We start from the raw sequence: 19,500 nt of genomic DNA, 5'->3' as shown, positions 1-19,500 counted from the left end.
AACCGCGTCGCCACCGAACTGCACCACACCCGGCAGCGCCTGCAGGAGGCCGAGGCCAAGGCCGCCGACGGCCACCAGGAGCCCATCGCCGTCATCGGCATGGCCTGCCGCTTCCCCGGCGGCGCCGACACCCCGGACGCCCTGTGGCGGCTGGTCAGCGAGGAACGCGACGTCATCGGCGCGTTCCCCGCCGACCGCGGCTGGGACCTGGACCACCTCTACGACCCCGACCCGGACGCGGCCGGGCGCACCTACGCCCGCGAGGGCGGATTCCTCTACGACGCGGGCGAGTTCGACGCCGCCTTCTTCGGCATCTCGCCCCGCGAGGCGCTGGCCGCCGACCCACAGCAGCGGCTGCTGCTCGAGACGTCCTGGGAGGCCCTGGAGAACGCGGCCATCGACCCCACCACCCTGCGCGGCAGCCGCACCGGTGTCTTCGCGGGCGTCATCGCCCAGGAGTACGGGCCCAGCCTGCACCACCGGCCCGCCGAGCAGACCGACGGATACGTCCTGACCGGCACCACCACCTCCGTAGCCTCCGGCCGCATCGCCTTCACCCTCGGCCTGGAGGGGCCCGCGGTCACCGTGGACACCGCCTGCTCCTCCTCGCTGGTGGCGCTGCACCTGGCCGCCCAGTCGCTCCGGCGCGGCGAGTGCGACCTCGCGCTGGCCGGCGGCGCCACCGTGATGGCCGCGCCCGGCATGTTCATCGAGTTCAGCAGGCAGCGCGGGCTCGCCCCCGACGGCCGCTGCAAGCCGTTCGCCGCCGCCGCCGACGGCACCGGCTGGGGCGAGGGCGTCGGCGTGATCGCCCTGGCCCGGCTGTCCGACGCGCAACGCCTCGGCCGGCCCGTGCTGGCCGTGCTGCGCGGCTCCGCCGTCAACCAGGACGGCCGCAGCAGCCAGCTCACCGCCCCCAACGGGCCCTCCCAGCAGCGCGTCATCCGCGACGCGCTCAAGGCCGCCGGCCTCGCTCCCGGCGACGTCGACGCCGTCGAGGCGCACGGCACCGGCACCCGCCTCGGCGACCCCGTCGAGGCCCAGGCCCTCATCGCGACCTACGGCAGCGGGCACACCGCCGACCGGCCGCTGCTGCTCGGCTCCCTGAAGTCGAACATCGGCCACACCCAGGCCGCCGCGGGCGTCGCCGGCGTCATCAAGATGGTCCAGGCCATGCGGCACGGCGTGCTGCCCAAGTCCCTGCACGTCGACGCCCCCTCCCCGCACGTCGACTGGTCCGACGGAACCGTCCGGCTGCTCACCGACGCCCGGCCCTGGCCGGAGACGGACCCGGGCCGCCCCCGCCGGGCGGCGGTGTCGGCGTTCGGCGTGAGCGGCACCAACGCGCACGTCATCCTCGAAGCCCCGCCCGCGCCCGTCGCCGTACCGGACCGGGAGACGGCAGGCGAGGCGGCCCTCGCCACGGCCGTCCTGCCCTGGGTGATCTACGCCCGGACCGCCGACGCCCTGCGCGGCCAGGCCGCCCGCCTCGCCGACCACCTCGGCGCCACCGCCGAGGCGCCCGCGGACGTGGCGCACTCACTCGCCGCCACCCGCACCGCGTTCGACGAACGGGCCGTGGTGCTCGCCGCCGACCCCGCCGGGGCGCTGCGCGCGCTGGCCCGCGGCGAGGAGCCCGCCGACGCGGTCCGCGGCACCGCCCGCCCGGCCGCCGCCGACGGCAAGGTCGTCTTCGTCTTCCCCGGCCAGGGCTCCCAGTGGCGCGGCATGGCCGCCGAACTCCTCGACACCGCACCGGTGTTCGCCGCGAAGATCGAGGAGTGCGCGGCGGCCTTCGCCCCCTACGCCGACTGGTCGCTGACCGACGTGCTGCGCGGCGCCGAGAACACCCCCGACCCCGACCGCACGGACGTGCTGCAGGCGTCCCTGTTCTCGGTGATGGTCGCCCTGGCGGAGCTGTGGCGCTCCTACGGCGTCACCCCCGACGCCGTCGTCGGCCACAGCCAGGGCGAGGTGGCCGCCGCGTACGTGGCGGGCGGCCTCGGCCTGGAGGACGCCGCCCGCATCGTGGCCCTGCGCGCCCGCGCCCTGGAGAGCCTGTCGGGCCGCGGCGGCATGGTCGCCGTCGCGCTGCCCGAGGCCGAGGTGGCCCGCCGGCTGGCCGAGCGCTGGCCCGGGCGGTTGTCCGTCGGCGTGGTCAACGGCCCGTCCGCGGTGGCCGTCTCCGGCGACCTCGACGCCCTCGAGGAGCTGCGCGCCGACTTCGCGGCCGAGGGCGTGCGCACCAGCGTCATCCCGATCGACTACGCCTCGCACTCCCCGCAGACCGACGCCCTGCGCGAGGAACTGCTCGACACGCTCGCCGGTCTCGCCCCGCGCACCGGCACCGTCCCGTTGCTGTCCACCGTCACCGCCGACTGGCAGGACACCGCCGGACTCGACGCCGCGTACTGGGCGGCGAACCTGCGCCGCACCGTCCGCTTCGAGGAGGCCACCCGCAAGCTCGCCGACACCGGGCACACCGTCTTCGTCGAGGTCAGCGCCCACCCCGTGCTGACCGGCGCGATCCAGGACACCCTGGAGAGCCGTCCCGCGTCCGCCCGCCCGGTCGTCACCGGCTCCCTGCGCCGCGGGCAGGGCGGCCCCGGCCGCTGGCTGCGCTCGGTCGCCGAACTGCACACGCAGGGCGTGCCCGTCGACTGGTCCGCCGCGTTCGGGCCCGCCCCGCGCCGCGTGGACCTGCCGACGTACGCCTTCCAGCGCGAGCGCTACTGGCTGGACGCCACCCGTTCCCCCGAACTCGCCGCGCCCGCGGGGAGCGCCGACGACGCCTTCTGGGACCTGGTCGCCGAACGGGACCAGGACCGGCTGGCCGACGTGCTGGGCCTGCCGGTCCCCGACCTCGCGCCGGTGCTGCCCGCGCTGTCGTCCTGGCGGGAGCGCCGGTTGGCCGCCACCGCCACCGACCGCTGGCGCCACCGCGTCGTCTGGCGCCCCGCACGTCCGGCGCGCACGGCCCACCGCCCCGGCGGCGACTGGGTCATCGCCGTCCCCGACACCCACGCCGGCCACCCGTTCGCACAGGCGCTGGCCGGCGCGCTGGAGGCCGCGGGCGCCCGCCCGGTCAGCGTCCCGGTCCCGCCGGACGCCGACCGCGCCGCCCTGGCCGCGCTCCTGCCGTCCACCGCCACCGCCGTCGTCTCCCTGCTCGGCCTCGCCGAGGGCCGCGCCGAGGGCCACCCCGTGCTGCCGCGCTCCTACGCGGCACAGGTGGCGCTCACCCAGGCCCTGGACGACGCCGGGGTAAGCGCGCCGCTGTGGTACCTCACCCGGGGCGCGGTCTCCACCGGCCCCGGGGACCATGTGACGGACCCCGAACAGGCCCTGGTGTGGGGGTTCGGGGCGATCCTCGCCGCCGAGAACCCGGCACGCTCCGGCGGCCTCGTCGACCTGCCCGCCGAGCCCGGGGCCCGCGCCTGGCAGCAGGTCGTCGCCCTCCTCGCCGACCCCCGCCCGGACCGGGAACGCGAGGTCGCCGTCCGCGCCTCCGGGCTCCTGGCCCGCCGTCTGGTGCCCGCGGGCCCGTTCCCGCCGGCGCCCGCCGCCGACGGCTGGCGGCCGACCGGCACCACGCTGATCACCGGCGGATCCGGAGCCCTCGGCGGGCACCTCGCCCGCTGGCTGGCCGCCCGCGGCGCCGAACACCTGCTGCTGGTCAGCCGCCGCGGCCAGGACGCGCCGGGCGCCCGGGAACTCGCCGCGGAACTGGAGGAGTCCGGCACCCGCGTCACCTTCGCCGCCGCCGACGTGGCCGACCGCGACCAGCTCGCCGCCGCGCTCGCCCTCGTCCCGCCGGACACGCCGCTGACCTCCGTCCTGCACACCGCCGCCGCCCTGCACGACGCCCTGATCGGCGAGCTGACCCCCGACCACCTCGACCGCGCGCTGCGCGCCAAGGCGGCAGGCGCCCGCAACCTGCACGAACTGACCCGGGACACGGACCTGTCGGCGTTCGTGCTGTTCTCCTCCGTCGCGGGACTGTGCGGCATCCCCGGCCAGGCCAACTACGCGCCCGGCAACGCCTACCTGGACGCGCTCGCCGACCAGCGGCGCTCCGCCGGGCTGCCCGCGACCTCGGTCGCCTGGGGCCACTGGGCGGGCGACGGGATCGCCGCCGACGGCGCCGAGGAGACCCTGCTGCGGCACGGACTGGTCTCCCTGCCGCCCGACGGCGCCCTCACCGTCCTCGGGCAGATCCTCGACCACGGCGAGCACCACCTCGTCGTCGCCGACGCCGACTGGCCCGCGTTCTTCCGCGGCCGGCCGCACCCGCTCGCCGCCGAACTCCTCGGCGTGCGCGGCCCGTCGGCGGGCACCGCCGAGGACGACGTCCGCCCCGGACGCTGGGCCGGACTCGGCCCGGCCGAGCTGCGCCGCGAACTCCTCACGGTCGTACGGTCGCAGGCCGCCGCCGTCCAGGGGCACGCGAGAGCGGACGCCATCGACCCCGCCCGGGACTTCCGCGCGCACGGCTTCGACTCGCTGATGTCGGTGGAGCTGCGCAACCGCCTCTCCGCGGCCACCGGCCGGCAGCTGCCCGCCACCCTCGTCTACGACCGTCCCACCCCCGCCGCGCTGGCCGACTGGCTGGCGGGCGAACTCGGCGACCAGGCCGCCCCGGCGGACTCCGCCCCGGCGGCCGTGACGGCCGCGGTGGACGACGACCCCATCGTCGTCGTCGGCATGGCCTGCCGCTTCCCCGGCGGGGTGGCCTCCCCGGAGGACCTGTGGCGGCTGGTCGTGGACGGCACCGACGCGCTCACCGAGTTCCCCGACGACCGCGGCTGGGACCTCGACCGCCTCTACAGCGCCGACCCGGACCGGCCCGGCACCTCCTACTCCCGGCACGGCGGATTCCTCGACTCCGTCGCCGAATTCGACCCCGAGTTCTTCGGCATCTCCGCGCGCGAGGTCCCGGCGATCGACCCCCAGCAGCGGCTGCTGCTGGAGACCACCTGGGAACTGCTCGAACGCGCGGGCATCGACCCGACCGCCCTGCGGGGCAGCCGCACCGGCGTGTTCGCCGGCATCTCCGGCCGCGACTACGCCGGCCGCGCCCAGAACGTGCCCGACGAACTCGAGGCCTACCTCGGCATCGGCACGGCGGGGAGCGTGGCCTCCGGGCGGATCTCGTACACGTTCGGGTTCGAGGGTCCGGCGGTGACCGTGGACACGGCGTGCTCGTCGTCGCTGGTGGCGCTGCACCTGGCCGCCCAGTCGCTGCGGGCCGGCGAGTCCGACCTCGCGGTCGCCGGGGGCGTGCTGGTGATGTCCACGCCCACCGTGTTCGTGGAGTTCAGCCGGCAGCGGGCGATGTCGCCCGACGGGCGGTGCAAGGCGTACGCGGCGGGTGCGGACGGTACGGGGTGGGCCGAGGGGGTGGGTCTGCTGCTGGTGGAGCGGTTGTCCGACGCCCGGCGTCTGGGGCACGAGGTGCTGGCGGTGGTGCGGGGTTCGGCGGTGAACCAGGACGGTGCGTCCAACGGTCTGACCGCGCCGAGCGGTCCGTCGCAGCAGCGGGTGATCCGGCAGGCGCTGGCGGCGGGCGGGCTGGAGCCGGCCGACGTCGACGCCGTGGAGGGCCACGGCACCGGCACCACCCTCGGCGACCCCATCGAGGCGCAGGCGCTGATCGAGACGTACGGCAAGGACCGGCCGGCCGAACGCCCGCTGTGGCTGGGCTCGGTGAAGTCCAACATCGGCCACACGCAGGCCGCCGCCGGCGCCGCCGGGGTGATCAAGATGATCCAGGCGATCCGGCACGGGGTCCTGCCGAAGACGCTGCACGTGGACGAGCCGTCCCCGCACGTCGACTGGTCCGCGGGCGCGGTGGAACTGCTCACCGAGGCACGCGAGTGGCCGACGGCGGACCGCCCCCGCCGGGCGGCGGTGTCGGCGTTCGGCGTGAGCGGCACCAACGCCCACGTCATCCTCGAAGCCCCGCCCGCCGCTCCCCGGCAGCCGGAACGCCCGGAGCCCGGCTCCGTTTCCCGGCCCGCGTCCGCTGCCTCCGGGCAGGCGGACCGGTCGGAGCCCGACTCCGACGGGCGGCCGACGTCCGCTGCCTCCCTGCAGGCGGGGCCGCCGGAGCCCGACTCCGGCGGGCGGCACGCTGCCGTCGGCGGCCCGCTGCCGTGGCTGGTCTCCGCCCGGACGCCCGAGGCCCTGCCCGCCCAGGCCGCACGGCTTGCCGACCACCTGCGCGACTCCGGACAGGCGCCCCTCGACGTGGCCTTCTCCCTCGCCACCACCCGGGCCGCGCTGGAGGAACGGGCCGTCGTCGTCGGCGACCCGGAGGGACTGCGCACGCTGGCCGACGGCGCCCCCTCGCCCGCGGTCATCACCGGTCCGGCCGCACGAACGGGCACGCTCGCCTTCCTGTTCACCGGGCAGGGCAGCCAGCGCGCCCGCATGGGACGGGAGCTGTACGAGACCTACCCCGCGTTCGCCGACGCCTTCGACGAGGTCGCCGCCGCGCTCGACCCGCTGCTGAACCGGCCGCTCGCCGAGGTGATCGCCTCCGGGGACGGACTGGACGACACCGCCTACACCCAGCCGGCGCTGTTCGCCCTCGAGACCGCCCTGTTCCGGCTCTACGCCTCCTGGGGCGTGAGCCCCGACTACGTCGCCGGGCACTCCGTCGGCGAGATCACCGCGGCCCACGTCGCGGGCGTGCTGTCGCTGCCGGACGCCGCGGCCCTCGTCGCCGCGCGGGCCCGGCTGATCGGCGCACTGCCGTCCCGGGGCGCCATGGCCGCCGTCCAGGCCACGGAGGACGAGGTGCGCGCCGAACTGTCCCACGGCACGGACATCGCCGCCGTGAACGGCCCGCGCTCCGTCGTCGTCTCCGGCGACACCGAGGCCGTTCACGCGCTCGCCGCGACCTTCGCGGAACGCGGCCGGCGCACCCGGCACCTGACCGTCAGCCACGCCTTCCACTCCCCGCACATGGACGCCGTCCTCGACGACTTCCGCACGGTCATCGCGAACCTGGCCTACACCCGGCCGCGGATCCCCGTGGTCTCCGCGCTCACCGGCCGGATCGCCGCCGACGAGGACCTGACCACCGGCGAGTTCTGGGTCCGGCACGTGCGCGAGGCCGTCCGCTGGGCCGACGCGGTCCGCGCGCTCGACGCCGCGGGCGTGGCCACGTACCTGGAACTCGGCCCCGACGGCACCCTGAGCGCCCTGGTGAAGCAGACCCTCGGCGACACGGCCGACGCCGTCGCCGTACCCGCGCTGCGCCGGGACCGTCCCGAGGCGGCGACCGCGCTCACCGCGCTCGCCCACGCCCACGTCCGCGGCCACCGGGTCGACTGGGCAGCCCACTTCGCCGGCACCGGAGCCCGCCGCGTGGACCTGCCGACGTACGCCTTCCAGCGGCGGCGGTTCTGGCTGGAGCCCGGCACGGCCGCCGACCCGGACGCGCTCGGTCTCGGCGCGGTCGACCACCCCGTGCTCGCGGCTGCCGTGCCGCTGCCCGGCAGCGACGGTCTCGTCCTCACCGGCTCCCTGTCGCTGCGCACCCACCCCTGGCTCGCCGACCACGTGGTGCTGGGCACGCCCGTGCTGCCCGGCGCCGCCTGGGTCGAACTGGCCGCCCGGGCGGGCGACGCGGTCGGCGCCGGCCGGCTGGCCGAACTCGTCGTGGAGACGCCCCTGGCCCTGCCGCCCCAGGGTGCTGTGAAGATCCAGGTGGCCGTCGACGCCCCCGACGCGGCCGGGAACCGGTCGGTGACCATCCGCTCCCAGACGCCCGGCGCGGACTGGGTCCGCCACGCCACCGGCATCCTCGACGCCGCACCGCCGGCTCCCGCCGACCGCATAGAGGTGTGGCCGCCCGCCGGCGCCGCGTCCGTCCCCGTGGACGAGGTGTACGCGGCCCTGGCCGCGACCGGCCTGGAGTACGGTCCGGCGTTCCGGGGCGTACGCGAGGCATGGCGCGACGGCGGCACCTACTACGCCGACGTCGTCCTCCCCGAGGAACGCCGGGCGGAGACCGCCGGCTTCGGCGTCCACCCCGCGCTGCTCGACGCGGCCCTGCAACTGCCGGGCCTGCACACGGCCTCCGCGCACGGCGACGGCCCCACCCGGCTGCCGTTCGCCTACCGGGGCGTCGTCCTGCACGCCACGGGCGCCACCGCGCTGCGGGTCCGGCTGACCGCCGCCGCGGCGGACACCTTCACCCTGCTGGCCACGGACCCGGCCGGCGCGCCCGTGGTGTCGGTGGACTCCCTCACCACCCGACCGGTGCGGGCGACCGCCGAGGGCCTGTACGCCCTCACCTGGCCGCCGCTCGCGGCCGACACGGCGATCTCCGCGCCCGCCGCGCCCGCCGCACCTTTCGACTGGAGCGAGGTCCGGCTCGGCGAGACGCCGGACGCCGCGTCCGCCGGGAGCGTCCCGGAGCGGATCCGGGCGGTACTCGCCCACGCCCTGACCACCGTCCAGGACCGGCTCGCCGACCCGGCGTCCGGCCGGCTCGTCGCCGTCACCCGCGGCGCCGTCGCCGTACACCCCGACGAGGCGCCCGATCCGGTCGCCGCCGCGGTGTGGGGCCTGCTGCGCTCCGCGCAGACCGAGAACCCCGACCGGATCGTCCTCGCCGACACCGACGGCACGCCCGCGTCCGACGCCGCGCTGGCCGCCGCCGTGGCCGGCGGAGAGCCCCAGTTCGCGCTGCGCGGCGGTGACGTCCACGTGCCCCGGCTGGCGCCCGCGGGACCCGGCCGGGCCCCGGTGGAGCGGTGGAACCCCGACGGCACCGTGCTGGTCACCGGCGGCACCGGCACCCTCGGCGCCCTGATCGCCCGGCACCTGGTCGCCCACCGGGGCGTACGGCACCTGCTGCTGGTCTCCCGCAGCGGCGCGGACGCGCCGGGCGCCGACGCCCTGCGTGCCGAACTGGCCGCGCTGGGCGCCGAGATCCGCTTCGCGGCCGTCGACACCGCCGACCGGGACGCGCTGGCGGACACCCTCGCCGCGATCGGCGACACGCACCCGCTGACCGCCGTCGTGCACACCGCGGGCGTCGTCGACGACGGCGTCACCACCGCGCTCACCGCCGACCGCCTGGACACGGTGCTGCGTCCCAAGGCGGACGGCGCCTGGCACCTGCACGAGCTGACCGAGCACCTGCCGCTGGAGGCGTTCGTGCTGTACTCGTCGGTGGCCGGCGTCCTCGGCTCCCCCGGCCAGGGCTCCTACGCCGCCGCCAACACCTTCCTCGACGCGCTGGCCGCGCACCGGCGGGCCCACGGCCTGCCCGCGCAGTCCCTGGCCTGGGGCCAGTGGGAGCGGGCCAGCGGCATCACCGGTCATCTCACCGCCGCCGACCTCGCCCGGCTCGCCCGGCTGGGCGTGCGGCCCCTCGGCGACGCGGAGGGCGCCGCCCTGTTCGACGCCGCGGAGGCGACGGGCGCCGCACTGCTGGTGCCCTCGCCCTTCGACCTCGCGGCCGTCGGCTCCTCCGGCGCGCCGGTCGCGCCGCCGCTGCGCGGCCTGCTGCCGCGCGAGCACCGCCCGGTCCGCCGCAGCCCGGCCGCGCACGCCGCCGGGCAGCCGGCCGGCCTGGCGCAGCGGCTCGCCGCGCTGCCGGACGCCGCGGCCCGGGAGGCGGCACTGCTCGACCTGGTCCGGGCCGAGACCGCGACCGTCCTCGCCACCGCCCCCGCCTCCGTCGGCGTCCACAAGGCGTTCACCGGGCTCGGCGTCGACTCCCTGACCGCGGTGGAGCTGCGCAACCGCCTCTCCGCCGCCACCGGCGTCACCCTGTCCGCCGCGCTCGTCTTCGACCACCCCACACCGGCCGACGTAGCCGCGCACCTGCGCGACCGGCTCCTCCCGGACGGGGAGCCGCAGCCGGCACCGGCAGCCGTGCAGCGGGCCGCCGCCGCGGAGGACGACCCGGTCGTCATCGTCGGCATGGCCTGCCGGCTGCCCGGCGGCGTCACCTCCCCGGACGACCTGTGGGAACTGGTACGGGACGGCGTGGACGCGATCGGCGAGTTCCCCGACGACCGTGGCTGGAACGTCGACGCCCTCTACTCCGAGGACGCCGAACGTCCCGGCACGTCCTACACCCGGCACGGCGGATTCCTGGACCGGGCCGCCGACTTCGACGCCGCGTTCTTCGGCATCTCCCCGCGCGAGGCCCTCGCCACCGACCCGCAGCAGCGCCTGCTGCTGGAGACCGCCTGGGAGGCCCTGGAGAACGCGGGCGTGGACCCGCAGGCCCTGCGCGGCAGCCGCACCGGCGTGTTCGCCGGTGTCATGTACCACGACTACGCGCCCCGGGTGCGCGAGGTGCCCGCCGAACTGGAGGGCTGGCTGAGCAACGGCACGGCGGGGAGTGTGGCCTCCGGGCGGATCTCGTACACGTTCGGGTTCGAGGGCCCGGCGGTGACCGTGGACACGGCGTGCTCGTCGTCGCTGGTGGCGCTGCACCTGGCCGCCCAGTCGCTGCGGGCCGGCGAATGCGACCTGGCCCTGGCCGGCGGAGTCGCCGTGATGTCGACCCCGACGACCTTCGTGGAGTTCAGCCGCCAGCGCGCCCTGTCCGCCGACGGGCGGTGCAAGGCGTACGCGGCGGGTGCGGACGGTACGGGGTGGGCCGAGGGGGTGGGTCTGCTGCTGGTGGAGCGGTTGTCCGACGCCCGGCGTCTGGGGCACGAGGTGCTGGCGGTGGTGCGGGGTTCGGCGGTGAACCAGGACGGTGCGTCCAACGGTCTGACCGCGCCGAGCGGTCCGTCGCAGCAGCGGGTGATCCGGCAGGCGCTGGCGGCGGGCGGGCTGGGCCCGGCCGACGTCGACGCCGTGGAGGGCCACGGCACCGGCACCACCCTCGGCGACCCCATCGAGGCGGAAGCGCTGATCGCCGTCTACGGACAGCGGCGCGACCCGGGCCGTCCGCTGTGGCTGGGCTCCCTCAAGTCCAACATCGGCCACACGCAGGCCGCCGCCGGTGCCGCCGGGGTGATCAAGATGATCCAGGCGATCCGGCACGGGCTGCTGCCGAAGACGCTGCACGTGGACGAGCCGTCCCCGCACGTCGACTGGTCCGCGGGCGCGGTGGAACTGCTCACCGAGGCACGCGAGTGGCCGACGGCGGACCGCCCCCGCCGGGCCGCCGTCTCCTCCTTCGGGGTGAGCGGCACCAACGCCCACGTCATCCTCGAAGCCCCGCCCGCCGCACCAGCCGCACACGCCGCACCCGAGCGCGGCGCCGCACCGGCCGTCCTGCCATGGGTGCTCTCCGCGCGGACCTCCGCCGCACTGCGCGGCCAGGCGGCACGGCTCGCCGCCCACCTCGACGGCTCCGGCCACCACCCGGTCGACGTCGCCCACTCCCTGGCCACCGCCCGAGCGGCCCTGGAGGAGCGCGCCGTCGTCCTCGACGGCCGCGGCGACCCCCGTGCGGCCCTCGCCGCCCTGGCCGACGGGGAGTCCGCGCCGGGGCTGATCCGGGGCCGGGCCGACACCGACGGCAGGACCGTCTTCGTCTTCCCCGGCCAGGGCTCCCAGTGGGCCGGCATGGCCGTCGGACTCCTCGACACGGCACCGGCGTTCGCCCGCCGGATCGAGGAGTGCGCCGAGGCCCTCGCCCCGTACACCGACTGGTCGCTGCTCGACGTGCTGCGCGGAGCCGACGGCGCCCCCGGCCTCGACCGGGTCGACGTGGTCCAGCCCGTGCTGTGGGCGGTGATGGTGTCCCTGGCGGAGCTGTGGGCGTCCCACGGGGTGCGGCCCGACGCCGTGGTCGGCCACAGCCAGGGCGAGATCGCCGCCGCCACGGTGGCGGGCGGGCTCACCCTGGACGACGGCGCCCGCGTGGTGGCCCTGCGCAGCCGCGCCCTGACCGCGCTGTCCGGCCGCGGCGGCATGGCCTCCGTCGCCCTGTCGGCCGACGAGGCCGCCGAGCGTGTCGAACAGCGGTGGAGCGGGCGGCTGTCCGTCGCCGTCGTCAACGGGCCCGGCTCGGTGGTCGTCTCCGGCGACACCGACGCCCTGGACGAACTCGTCGCCGCCTGCCGGGCCGACGGCGTACGGGCCCGCCGGATACGCGTCGACTACGCCTCGCACTGCGCCCACGTCGACGAGCTGCGCGACGAACTCCTCGGCCTGCTGGCCCCCGTCCGCCCGCGCGGCGGCACCGTGCCCCTGCTGTCGACCGTGACGGGGGAGTGGCAGGACACCGCCGGACTCGACGCCGCCTACTGGGTGGCCAACCTCCGGCAGACGGTCCGCTTCGAGGAGGCCGCCCGCGCGCTCGCCGCCACCGGGCACACGGCGTTCGTCGAGATCAGCCCGCACCCGGTGCTCGCCGTTCCGCTCCAGGAGACCCTGGAGGCGGCCGGCGTCGCGTCCGGCACGGTGACCGTCGGCACCCTCCGCCGCGACGAGGGCGGCCCGGCCCGGTTCCTCGCCTCGGCCGCCGAACTGTACGTGCGGGGCGTGCCGGTCGACTGGGCGGCCGCGCTCGCGCCGGCCGCACCGCGACGCGTCCCGCTGCCCACGTACGCCTTCCAGCGGCGGCGGTACTGGCTGGACGCCGAGATCACCAACACCACGGTGGTCACCGCCGGTGCCCCGGCCGAGCCGCTGCCCGACGAGGCGCAGGGACCCGTGTGGATCCGGCGGCTCGCCGGGCTGGGCGCCGGCGAGCGGGTCGCGGCCCTCACGGACCTGATCCGCGCCGAGGCCGCCGTCGTCCTCGGCCACACCGAGGGCGTCGCCGGGGTGGAGGCCGACCGGGCCTTCCGGGACCTCGGGTTCAGCTCGCTGACCGCGGTCGAGCTGCGCAACCGGATCGGCGCGGCGGTCGGCCTGGACATCCCCGCCACCCTGGTCTTCGACCATCCCACCCCGGCCGAGATCGCCGAACACCTTGCCGGGCAACTCCCGCTGGAGTCCTCGCAGGCCCCGACGGTCGACGCCTCGCTCGCGGCCCTGGAGGAGGCGCTGACCACGGGCGCGGACGCCGACGACGTGCTGTCCCGGCTGCTCCTGCTGGTCGGCCGCTTCGACCGCGGCGCCCCGGTGGACGGCGCCGGTCCCGGCGCGTTCCCGGACATCGACCTGGACACGGCCAGCGACGAGGAGCTGTTCCGCCTCGTCGACGGCAACGCCGGGTCGCACTGAGCGGGGCGGTGCCGGCCGGCGGGAGGAGCCGCCGGCACCGCCCGCCCGGCCGCGCCCCGCCCCTGAGCGGTCGTACCGGCCGCTCGGGCCCGGCCCAGATCCACCGACGTCCACCGACATCCACTGGCATCCACCGACATCACCGCAGACGGGAAGAGGTACGAACTCCGATGGCCACCGAGCAGCAGCTCCGCGAGTACCTGAAGCGCGCGCTCACCGACGCCAGGCAGGCCAACCAGCGGCTGAAGGAGGCCGAGGAGAGCCGCCGCGAGCCGATCGCCGTCATCGGCATGGCCTGCCGGCTGCCCGGCGGCGTCGCCTCCCCGGACGAGCTGTGGGAACTGGTGCGCGACGGCGTGGACGCGATCAGCGAGTTCCCCGACGACCGCGGCTGGGACGTCGACGCCGTCTACGACCCCGACCCGGAGCGCCCCGGCACCTCCTACACCCGGCACGGCGGGTTCCTCGACACCGTCGGCGACTTCGACGCCGAGTTCTTCGGCATCTCCCCGCGGGAGGCCCTCGCCACCGACCCGCAGCACCGGCTGCTGCTGGAGTCCGCCTGGGAGGCCTTCGAACGTGCCGGGATCGACCCGCGCTCGCTGAAGGGCAGCCGTACGGCGGTCTTCGCGGGCATCGCGGGCGGCGACTACACGCCCCGGCTCCCGGACGCGCCCGCCGAACTGGAGGGCTATCTCGGCATCGGCGGCCTGGACAGCGTCGCGTCCGGGCGGATCGCCTACACCTTCGGCTTCGAGGGCCCGGCGGTGACCGTGGACACCGCCTGCTCGTCGTCGCTGGTCGCCCTGCACCTGGCCGCCCAGTCGCTGCGCTCCGGTGAGTCCGACCTGGCGCTCGCAGGCGGGGTGAGCGTGATGTCCACGCCGCAGGCCTTCGTCGAGTTCGCCCGGCAGCGTGGGCTGTCCCCCGACGGCCGCTGCAAGGTGTTCGGCGCCGGCGCCGACGGCACCGGCTGGGCGGAGGGCGTGGCCCTGCTGCTGGTGGAGCGGCTGTCCGACGCCCGGCGGCTCGGCCATCCGGTGCTCGCCGTGCTGCGCGGCTCCGCCGTCAACCAGGACGGCGCCTCCAACGGGCTCACCGCGCCCAACGGACCCTCCCAGCAGCGGGTGATCCGGCAGGCCCTGGACGCGGCCGGGCTGCGCCCCGCGGACGTCGACGCGGTGGAGGCGCACGGCACCGGAACCTCCCTCGGCGACCCGATCGAGGCGCAGGCGATCCTGGCGGCCTACGGGCAGCGGCGCGACGCCGGACGGCCGTTGTGGCTGGGCTCACTCAAATCGAACATCGGCCACACCCAGGCCGCGGCCGGGGCGGCCGGCGTCATCAAGATGATCCAGGCGATCCGGCACGGTGTCCTGCCGCGCACCCTGCACGCCGACGAACCGACTCCCTACGTCGACTGGAGCGCGGGCGCCGTCCGGCTGCTGACCGAGGCCCGGCCCTGGCCCGCGTCCGAGGAGGGCCGTCCGCGCCGCGCCGGGGTGTCCGCGTTCGGCGCGAGCGGCACCAACGCCCACGTCATCGTCGAGGCGGCACCCCCGCCCGAGGCGCGGGGCGGGGAACAGTCCCCGTCCGAGCCGGACGACCGGGAACAGTCCCCGTCCGACGCCGGCCCGGCCGGGCGCCCCGCCGGTCCGCTGCCGTTCGTCCTCACCGCGCACACGCCCGACGCCCTGCGCGCCCAAGCCGCCCGGCTCGCCGAGCACCTCACGCGCGGCCCCGCCCGCCCGGCCGACACCGCGTTCTCCCTCCTCACCACCCGCGCCGCGCTCAAGGAGCGCACTGTCGTCGTCGCCGGGGAACAGGACGAACTCCTCGGCGCGCTGCGGGACATCGTCGGCGGCGGCCCGCTCGACACCCTCACCGCGACAGGCGGCTCGCTGGCCGTCCTGTTCACCGGGCAGGGCAGTCAACGCGCGGGCATGGGCAGGCAGTTGTACGCGGCCCATCCCGCGTTCGCGGCCGCCTACGACGCCGTCGCGGCCGAACTGGACCCGCTGCTGGAACGTCCGGTCGCCGAAGTCACCACGTCCGGCGAGGGCCTGGACGACACGGAGTACACCCAGCCCGCCCTGTTCGCCCTCGAAGTGGCCCTGTTCCGGCTCTACGAGTCCTGGGGGATACGCGCCGACCACGTCGCCGGTCACTCCATCGGCGAGCTGGCCGCCGCCCACGTCGCCGGAGTGCTCGACCTGCCGGACGCCGCGGCGCTGGTCGCCGCCCGGGCCCGGCTGATGCAACGGCTGCCCGGCGGCGGGGTCATGGTGGCCGTCGAGGCCGACGAGGAGGAGGTGCGCGCCGAACTCGACGGCCTCGCCGCACAGGTGGACGTGGCGGCCGTCAACGGCCCGACGTCCGTGGTGATCTCGGGAGACGCCACACCGGCGCTCGCCGTCGCCGCCCGCTTCGCCGACCGCGGCCGGCGCACCCGGCGCCTCACGGTCAGCCACGCCTTCCACTCCCCGCACATGGACGACATGCTCACCGAGTTCGCCGCGGTCGCCAAGAGCCTCACCTACCACCCGCCGCGCATCCCGGTGGTCTCCGACGTGACCGGCCGGGTCGCCACCACCGAGGAGATCACCGACCCGGAGTACTGGGTGCGCCACGTCCGGGAGGCGGTGCGCTTCGCCGATGTCGTACGGACCCTGGACGCCGCCGGCACCGGCACCTATCTCGAACTCGGCCCGGACGGCACCCTCACCGCCCTGGTCCGCGGCACGCTCCCGGACGCGTTCGCCCTGCCCGCCCTGCGCCGCGACCGCGACGAGACGGTGACCGCGGTCGGCGCGCTGGGCCGCCTGCACGGCCGGGGCCGCCCCGTGGACTGGCCCGCCTTCTTCGCCGGCCGGGACCCCCGCCGCACCGACCTGCCCACCTACGCCTTCCAGCACCGCCGGTACTGGCTGGCCCCCGGCCCCGGCGGCCGTCCGGCGGGCCTGGGCCTGGAACCGGTCGACCACCCGCTGCTCGCCGCGGCCGTGCCGCTGCCCGACACCGACGGGATCCTGCTCACCGGCAGTCTGTCGACGGCCACCCACCCGTGGCTGACCGGGCACGCCGTGCAGGGCACGGTCATCGTCCCCGGCACCGCGCTGCTGGAACTCGCCCGCAGGGCCGGGGAGGAGACCGGCACCGACGTCGTCGCGGAACTCGTCGTGGAGGCACCGCTCGTGCTTCCGCGCAGCGGCGCGGTGCAGGTGCAGGTCGAGGTCGGCGGCCCCGGCCCGGACGGCGCCCGCGACGCTGTCATCCGCTCCCGGACCGCCGGCGGTGACTGGACCCGGCACGCCACCGGCACCCTCGTCGCCCAGCCCCCCGGCGACCCGGCCGGGACGGCCTTCCCGTCCGCCTGGCCGCCGCCGGACGCCACCCCGCTCCCGGTCGACGGGGTGTACGCCGAACTCGCCGACTCCGGCCTGGAGTACGGCCCGGCGTTCCGCGGACTGCGCGCCGCCTGGCGCGCCGGCGACACCTTCTACGCCGAGGTGGCGCTGCCCGAGCCGCAGCACCCGGACGCGGCCCGGTTCGGGCTGCACCCGGCCCTGCTGGACTCCGCCGTGCACCTCACCGCCCACGACGACCTGACGACCGTACCGGAGGGCTTCAGCCGGCTGCCGTTCGCCTACACGGGCGTCCGGCTGTACGCGGACGGCGCCACCGCCCTGCGCGTCCGCCTCACCCGGACCGGCCCCGACAGCCTGGCGGTCGACCTCGCTGACGCCTCCGGCGCGCCTGTCGCCACCGTCGCGGCGCTGCACGCCCGCCTGGTCTCCGCCGGGCAGCTCGCCGCCGCCCGCAGCGCCGACCCGGACGCCCTGTTCCACGAGGTGTGGCGTGAACTGCCCGTTCCCGCCGGGCCGGTGCCCGCGCCGGCCGTCGTCGAACTGCCCGGGACGCCGGACACCGCCGACGTCCCGAGCCGGGTCCGGGCCGCCCTGGCGGAGACGCTGGACGTGCTGCGCGAACGGCAGTCCGATCCCGGCCCGCTGGTGGTCGTGGTGCGTCACGCCCGGGCCGTACGCGACACGGACCGGCCCGACCCGGTCGCCGCCGCCGTCTGGGGCCTGCTGCGCTCCGCTCAGGCCGAACAGCCCGACCGGCTCCTGCTGGTCGACACCGACACGGACCCCGCCGGCCCGGCCGCGCTGCCCGCCGCCGTCGCCGCCGCCCGAGCCGCGGGCGAACCGCAGCTCGCCCTGCGCGGCGGCACCGCCCTCGTGCCCCGGCTCGACCGCCTGCCGCAGGATACCGGCGAGGACGCCCCGCCGACCGACTGGAACCCCGACGGCACGGTCCTGATCACCGGCGGCACCGGCACCCTGGGCGCCGCGCTCGCCCGCCACCTCGTCGCCCGCCACGGTGTGCGCCACCTGCTCCTGCTCTCCCGCAGCGGTGAACAAGCACTGACGGCAAGGGAGTTGACGGAGGACCTGACAGCGGCTGGCGCCGAGGTGAGGGTGGCCGCCGCCGACACCGGGGACCGCGAGGCGCTCGCCGCGGTGATCAACGGCATCGACCTCGCGCACCCCCTGACGGCCGTGGTGCACACTGCCGGCCTCGTCGACGACGGCCTGGTCGGCGACCTCACCGCCGACCGGCTGGAGACGGTGCTGCGGCCCAAGGCGGACGGGGCCTGGCACCTGCACGAGCTGACCGCCCACCTCCCCCTGGAGGCGTTCGTGCTGTACTCCTCGGTCGCGGCCCTGCTCGGCGGACCCGGCCAGGGTTCCTACGCCGCCGCCAACGCCTTCCTCGACGCGCTCGCCGCCCACCGCCGCGCCCTGGGGCTGCCCGCCCACTCGCTGGCCTGGGGCCAGTGGGAACAGCCCAGCGGCATCACCGGCCACCTCACCGACGCCGACCTCGCCCGGGCCCGGCGGGCCGGTCTGCGGCTCATCCCCACCGACCGGGGCACCGAACTGTTCGACCGGGCCGTCGCCTCGGCGTCCGCCCAGGTGGTACCGGCGCCCCTGGACCTGGCGGTGCTCAGGGACGCGCGGCCGGTCCCCGCCCTGCTGCGCGGCCTGGTGCGGCCGTCCCGCCGTACCGCCCGCGCGGCGGCCGACGGACCGTCCCTGGCCGCCCGGCTGGCCGGACGCGACGCCGGGGAACGGCGCGAGATCCTGCTGACCCTGGTCCGCGAGGAGGCGGCGGCCGTGCTGGCGGCCCGGCCCGAGTCCGTGACCGCGGACGCCCCGTTCCACGACATCGGGCTCGACTCCCTGGCCGCGGTCGAACTGCGCAACCGGCTCACCGCCGTCTCCGGGCTGCGCCTGTCCGCCACCGTCACCTTCGACCACCCCACCCCGGCCGGCCTGGCCGCCCACGTCGACGACCTGCTCGGCTCGGCGCCCGAGCGGGAGCCCACCGACGCCACCGCCCGCGCCGCCCGGCCCGGTGCCGACGACCCCCTGTCCACCCTCTACCGGCGACTGGCCGCCGAGGGGAAGTTCACCGACGCCTCCGCGCTCATCGGCGTGGCCTCCGCGCTGCGGACCCGGTTCACCGCCGAGGACCGGCACCGCCACCGTCAGGCGCCCCTGCACCTGGCGCGGGGCGAGGGGGAGACGGCCGTGGTCTGCTTCCCCGCGCTCAGCGCCATCTCCGGCCCCCACGAGTACGCCCGCTTCGGCCACGAGTTCCAGGGCGAACGCGACCTGTTCGTCCTGCCCTCGCCCGGCTGGGCCCCCGACGACCCGCTGCCGGACAGCCTCGGCACCTTCCTCGCCCTGCACGCCGAGACGGTCCGCCGGGCCGTCGGCGACGACCGCCCGTACGTGATCCTCGGCCGTTCCATGGGCGGCTGCCTCGCGAACGCGGTCGCCGCCCGCCTGGAGGCGGAGGGGCGAGGCCCCGACGGACTCGTCCTCGTCGACGCCTACCCCATCGACAGCGCCGTCCGCGAAGGCATGGGGGAGTGGTGGATGACCGCCATGCTCACCGGCATGGTCGACCGCATCGAGGCGTACGACATGGTCTGGAGCGACGCCAGCCTCACCGCGATGGGCGGCTACAACAACCTCTTCGCCGGCTGGCAGCCGCAGGCCCTGGCCGCGCCGACCCTCGCCCTGCGCGCCGACACGCCCCTGCGGCACACCGTCGTCGACCCGACGGGACGCCACGACTGGCGTGCCTACTGGCCCGTCCCCCACGAGACCGAGGACGTCCCCGGCGACCACTTCACCCTCCTCGAGGAGCACACCCCCACCACCGCCGACGCGGTACGGCGGTGGCTCCACGCCCTGGAGGACCACAGCCCGGCCCGCGACCAGGGCCGTCACCCACACCCGCACACAGCACTGGAAAGGAGCTGAC

At 76.9% G+C, this 19,500-nt stretch carries 1 protein-coding gene and 1 pseudogene; both read left to right on the top strand.

Features of this window, described 5'->3' with window-relative positions:
• Positions 1 to 6: 6 nt before the first annotated feature.
• A pseudogene (locus ACZ5GT_RS05280) lies at positions 7 to 12,921 on the top strand (type I polyketide synthase); the annotation flags it as partial.
• Between the two features lie 338 nt (positions 12,922 to 13,259).
• Complete coding sequence (locus ACZ5GT_RS05275) at positions 13,260 to 19,499, top strand: type I polyketide synthase (protein ID WP_469014778.1); 6,240 nt, start codon at positions 13,260 to 13,262, stop codon at positions 19,497 to 19,499.
• Position 19,500 lies beyond the last annotated feature (1 nt).

The organism is Streptomyces sp. NPDC031340, from assembly GCF_055569945.1.
The sequence above is the reverse complement of the archived record's forward strand: the minus strand, read 5'-3'. Positions and strand labels throughout refer to the sequence as shown.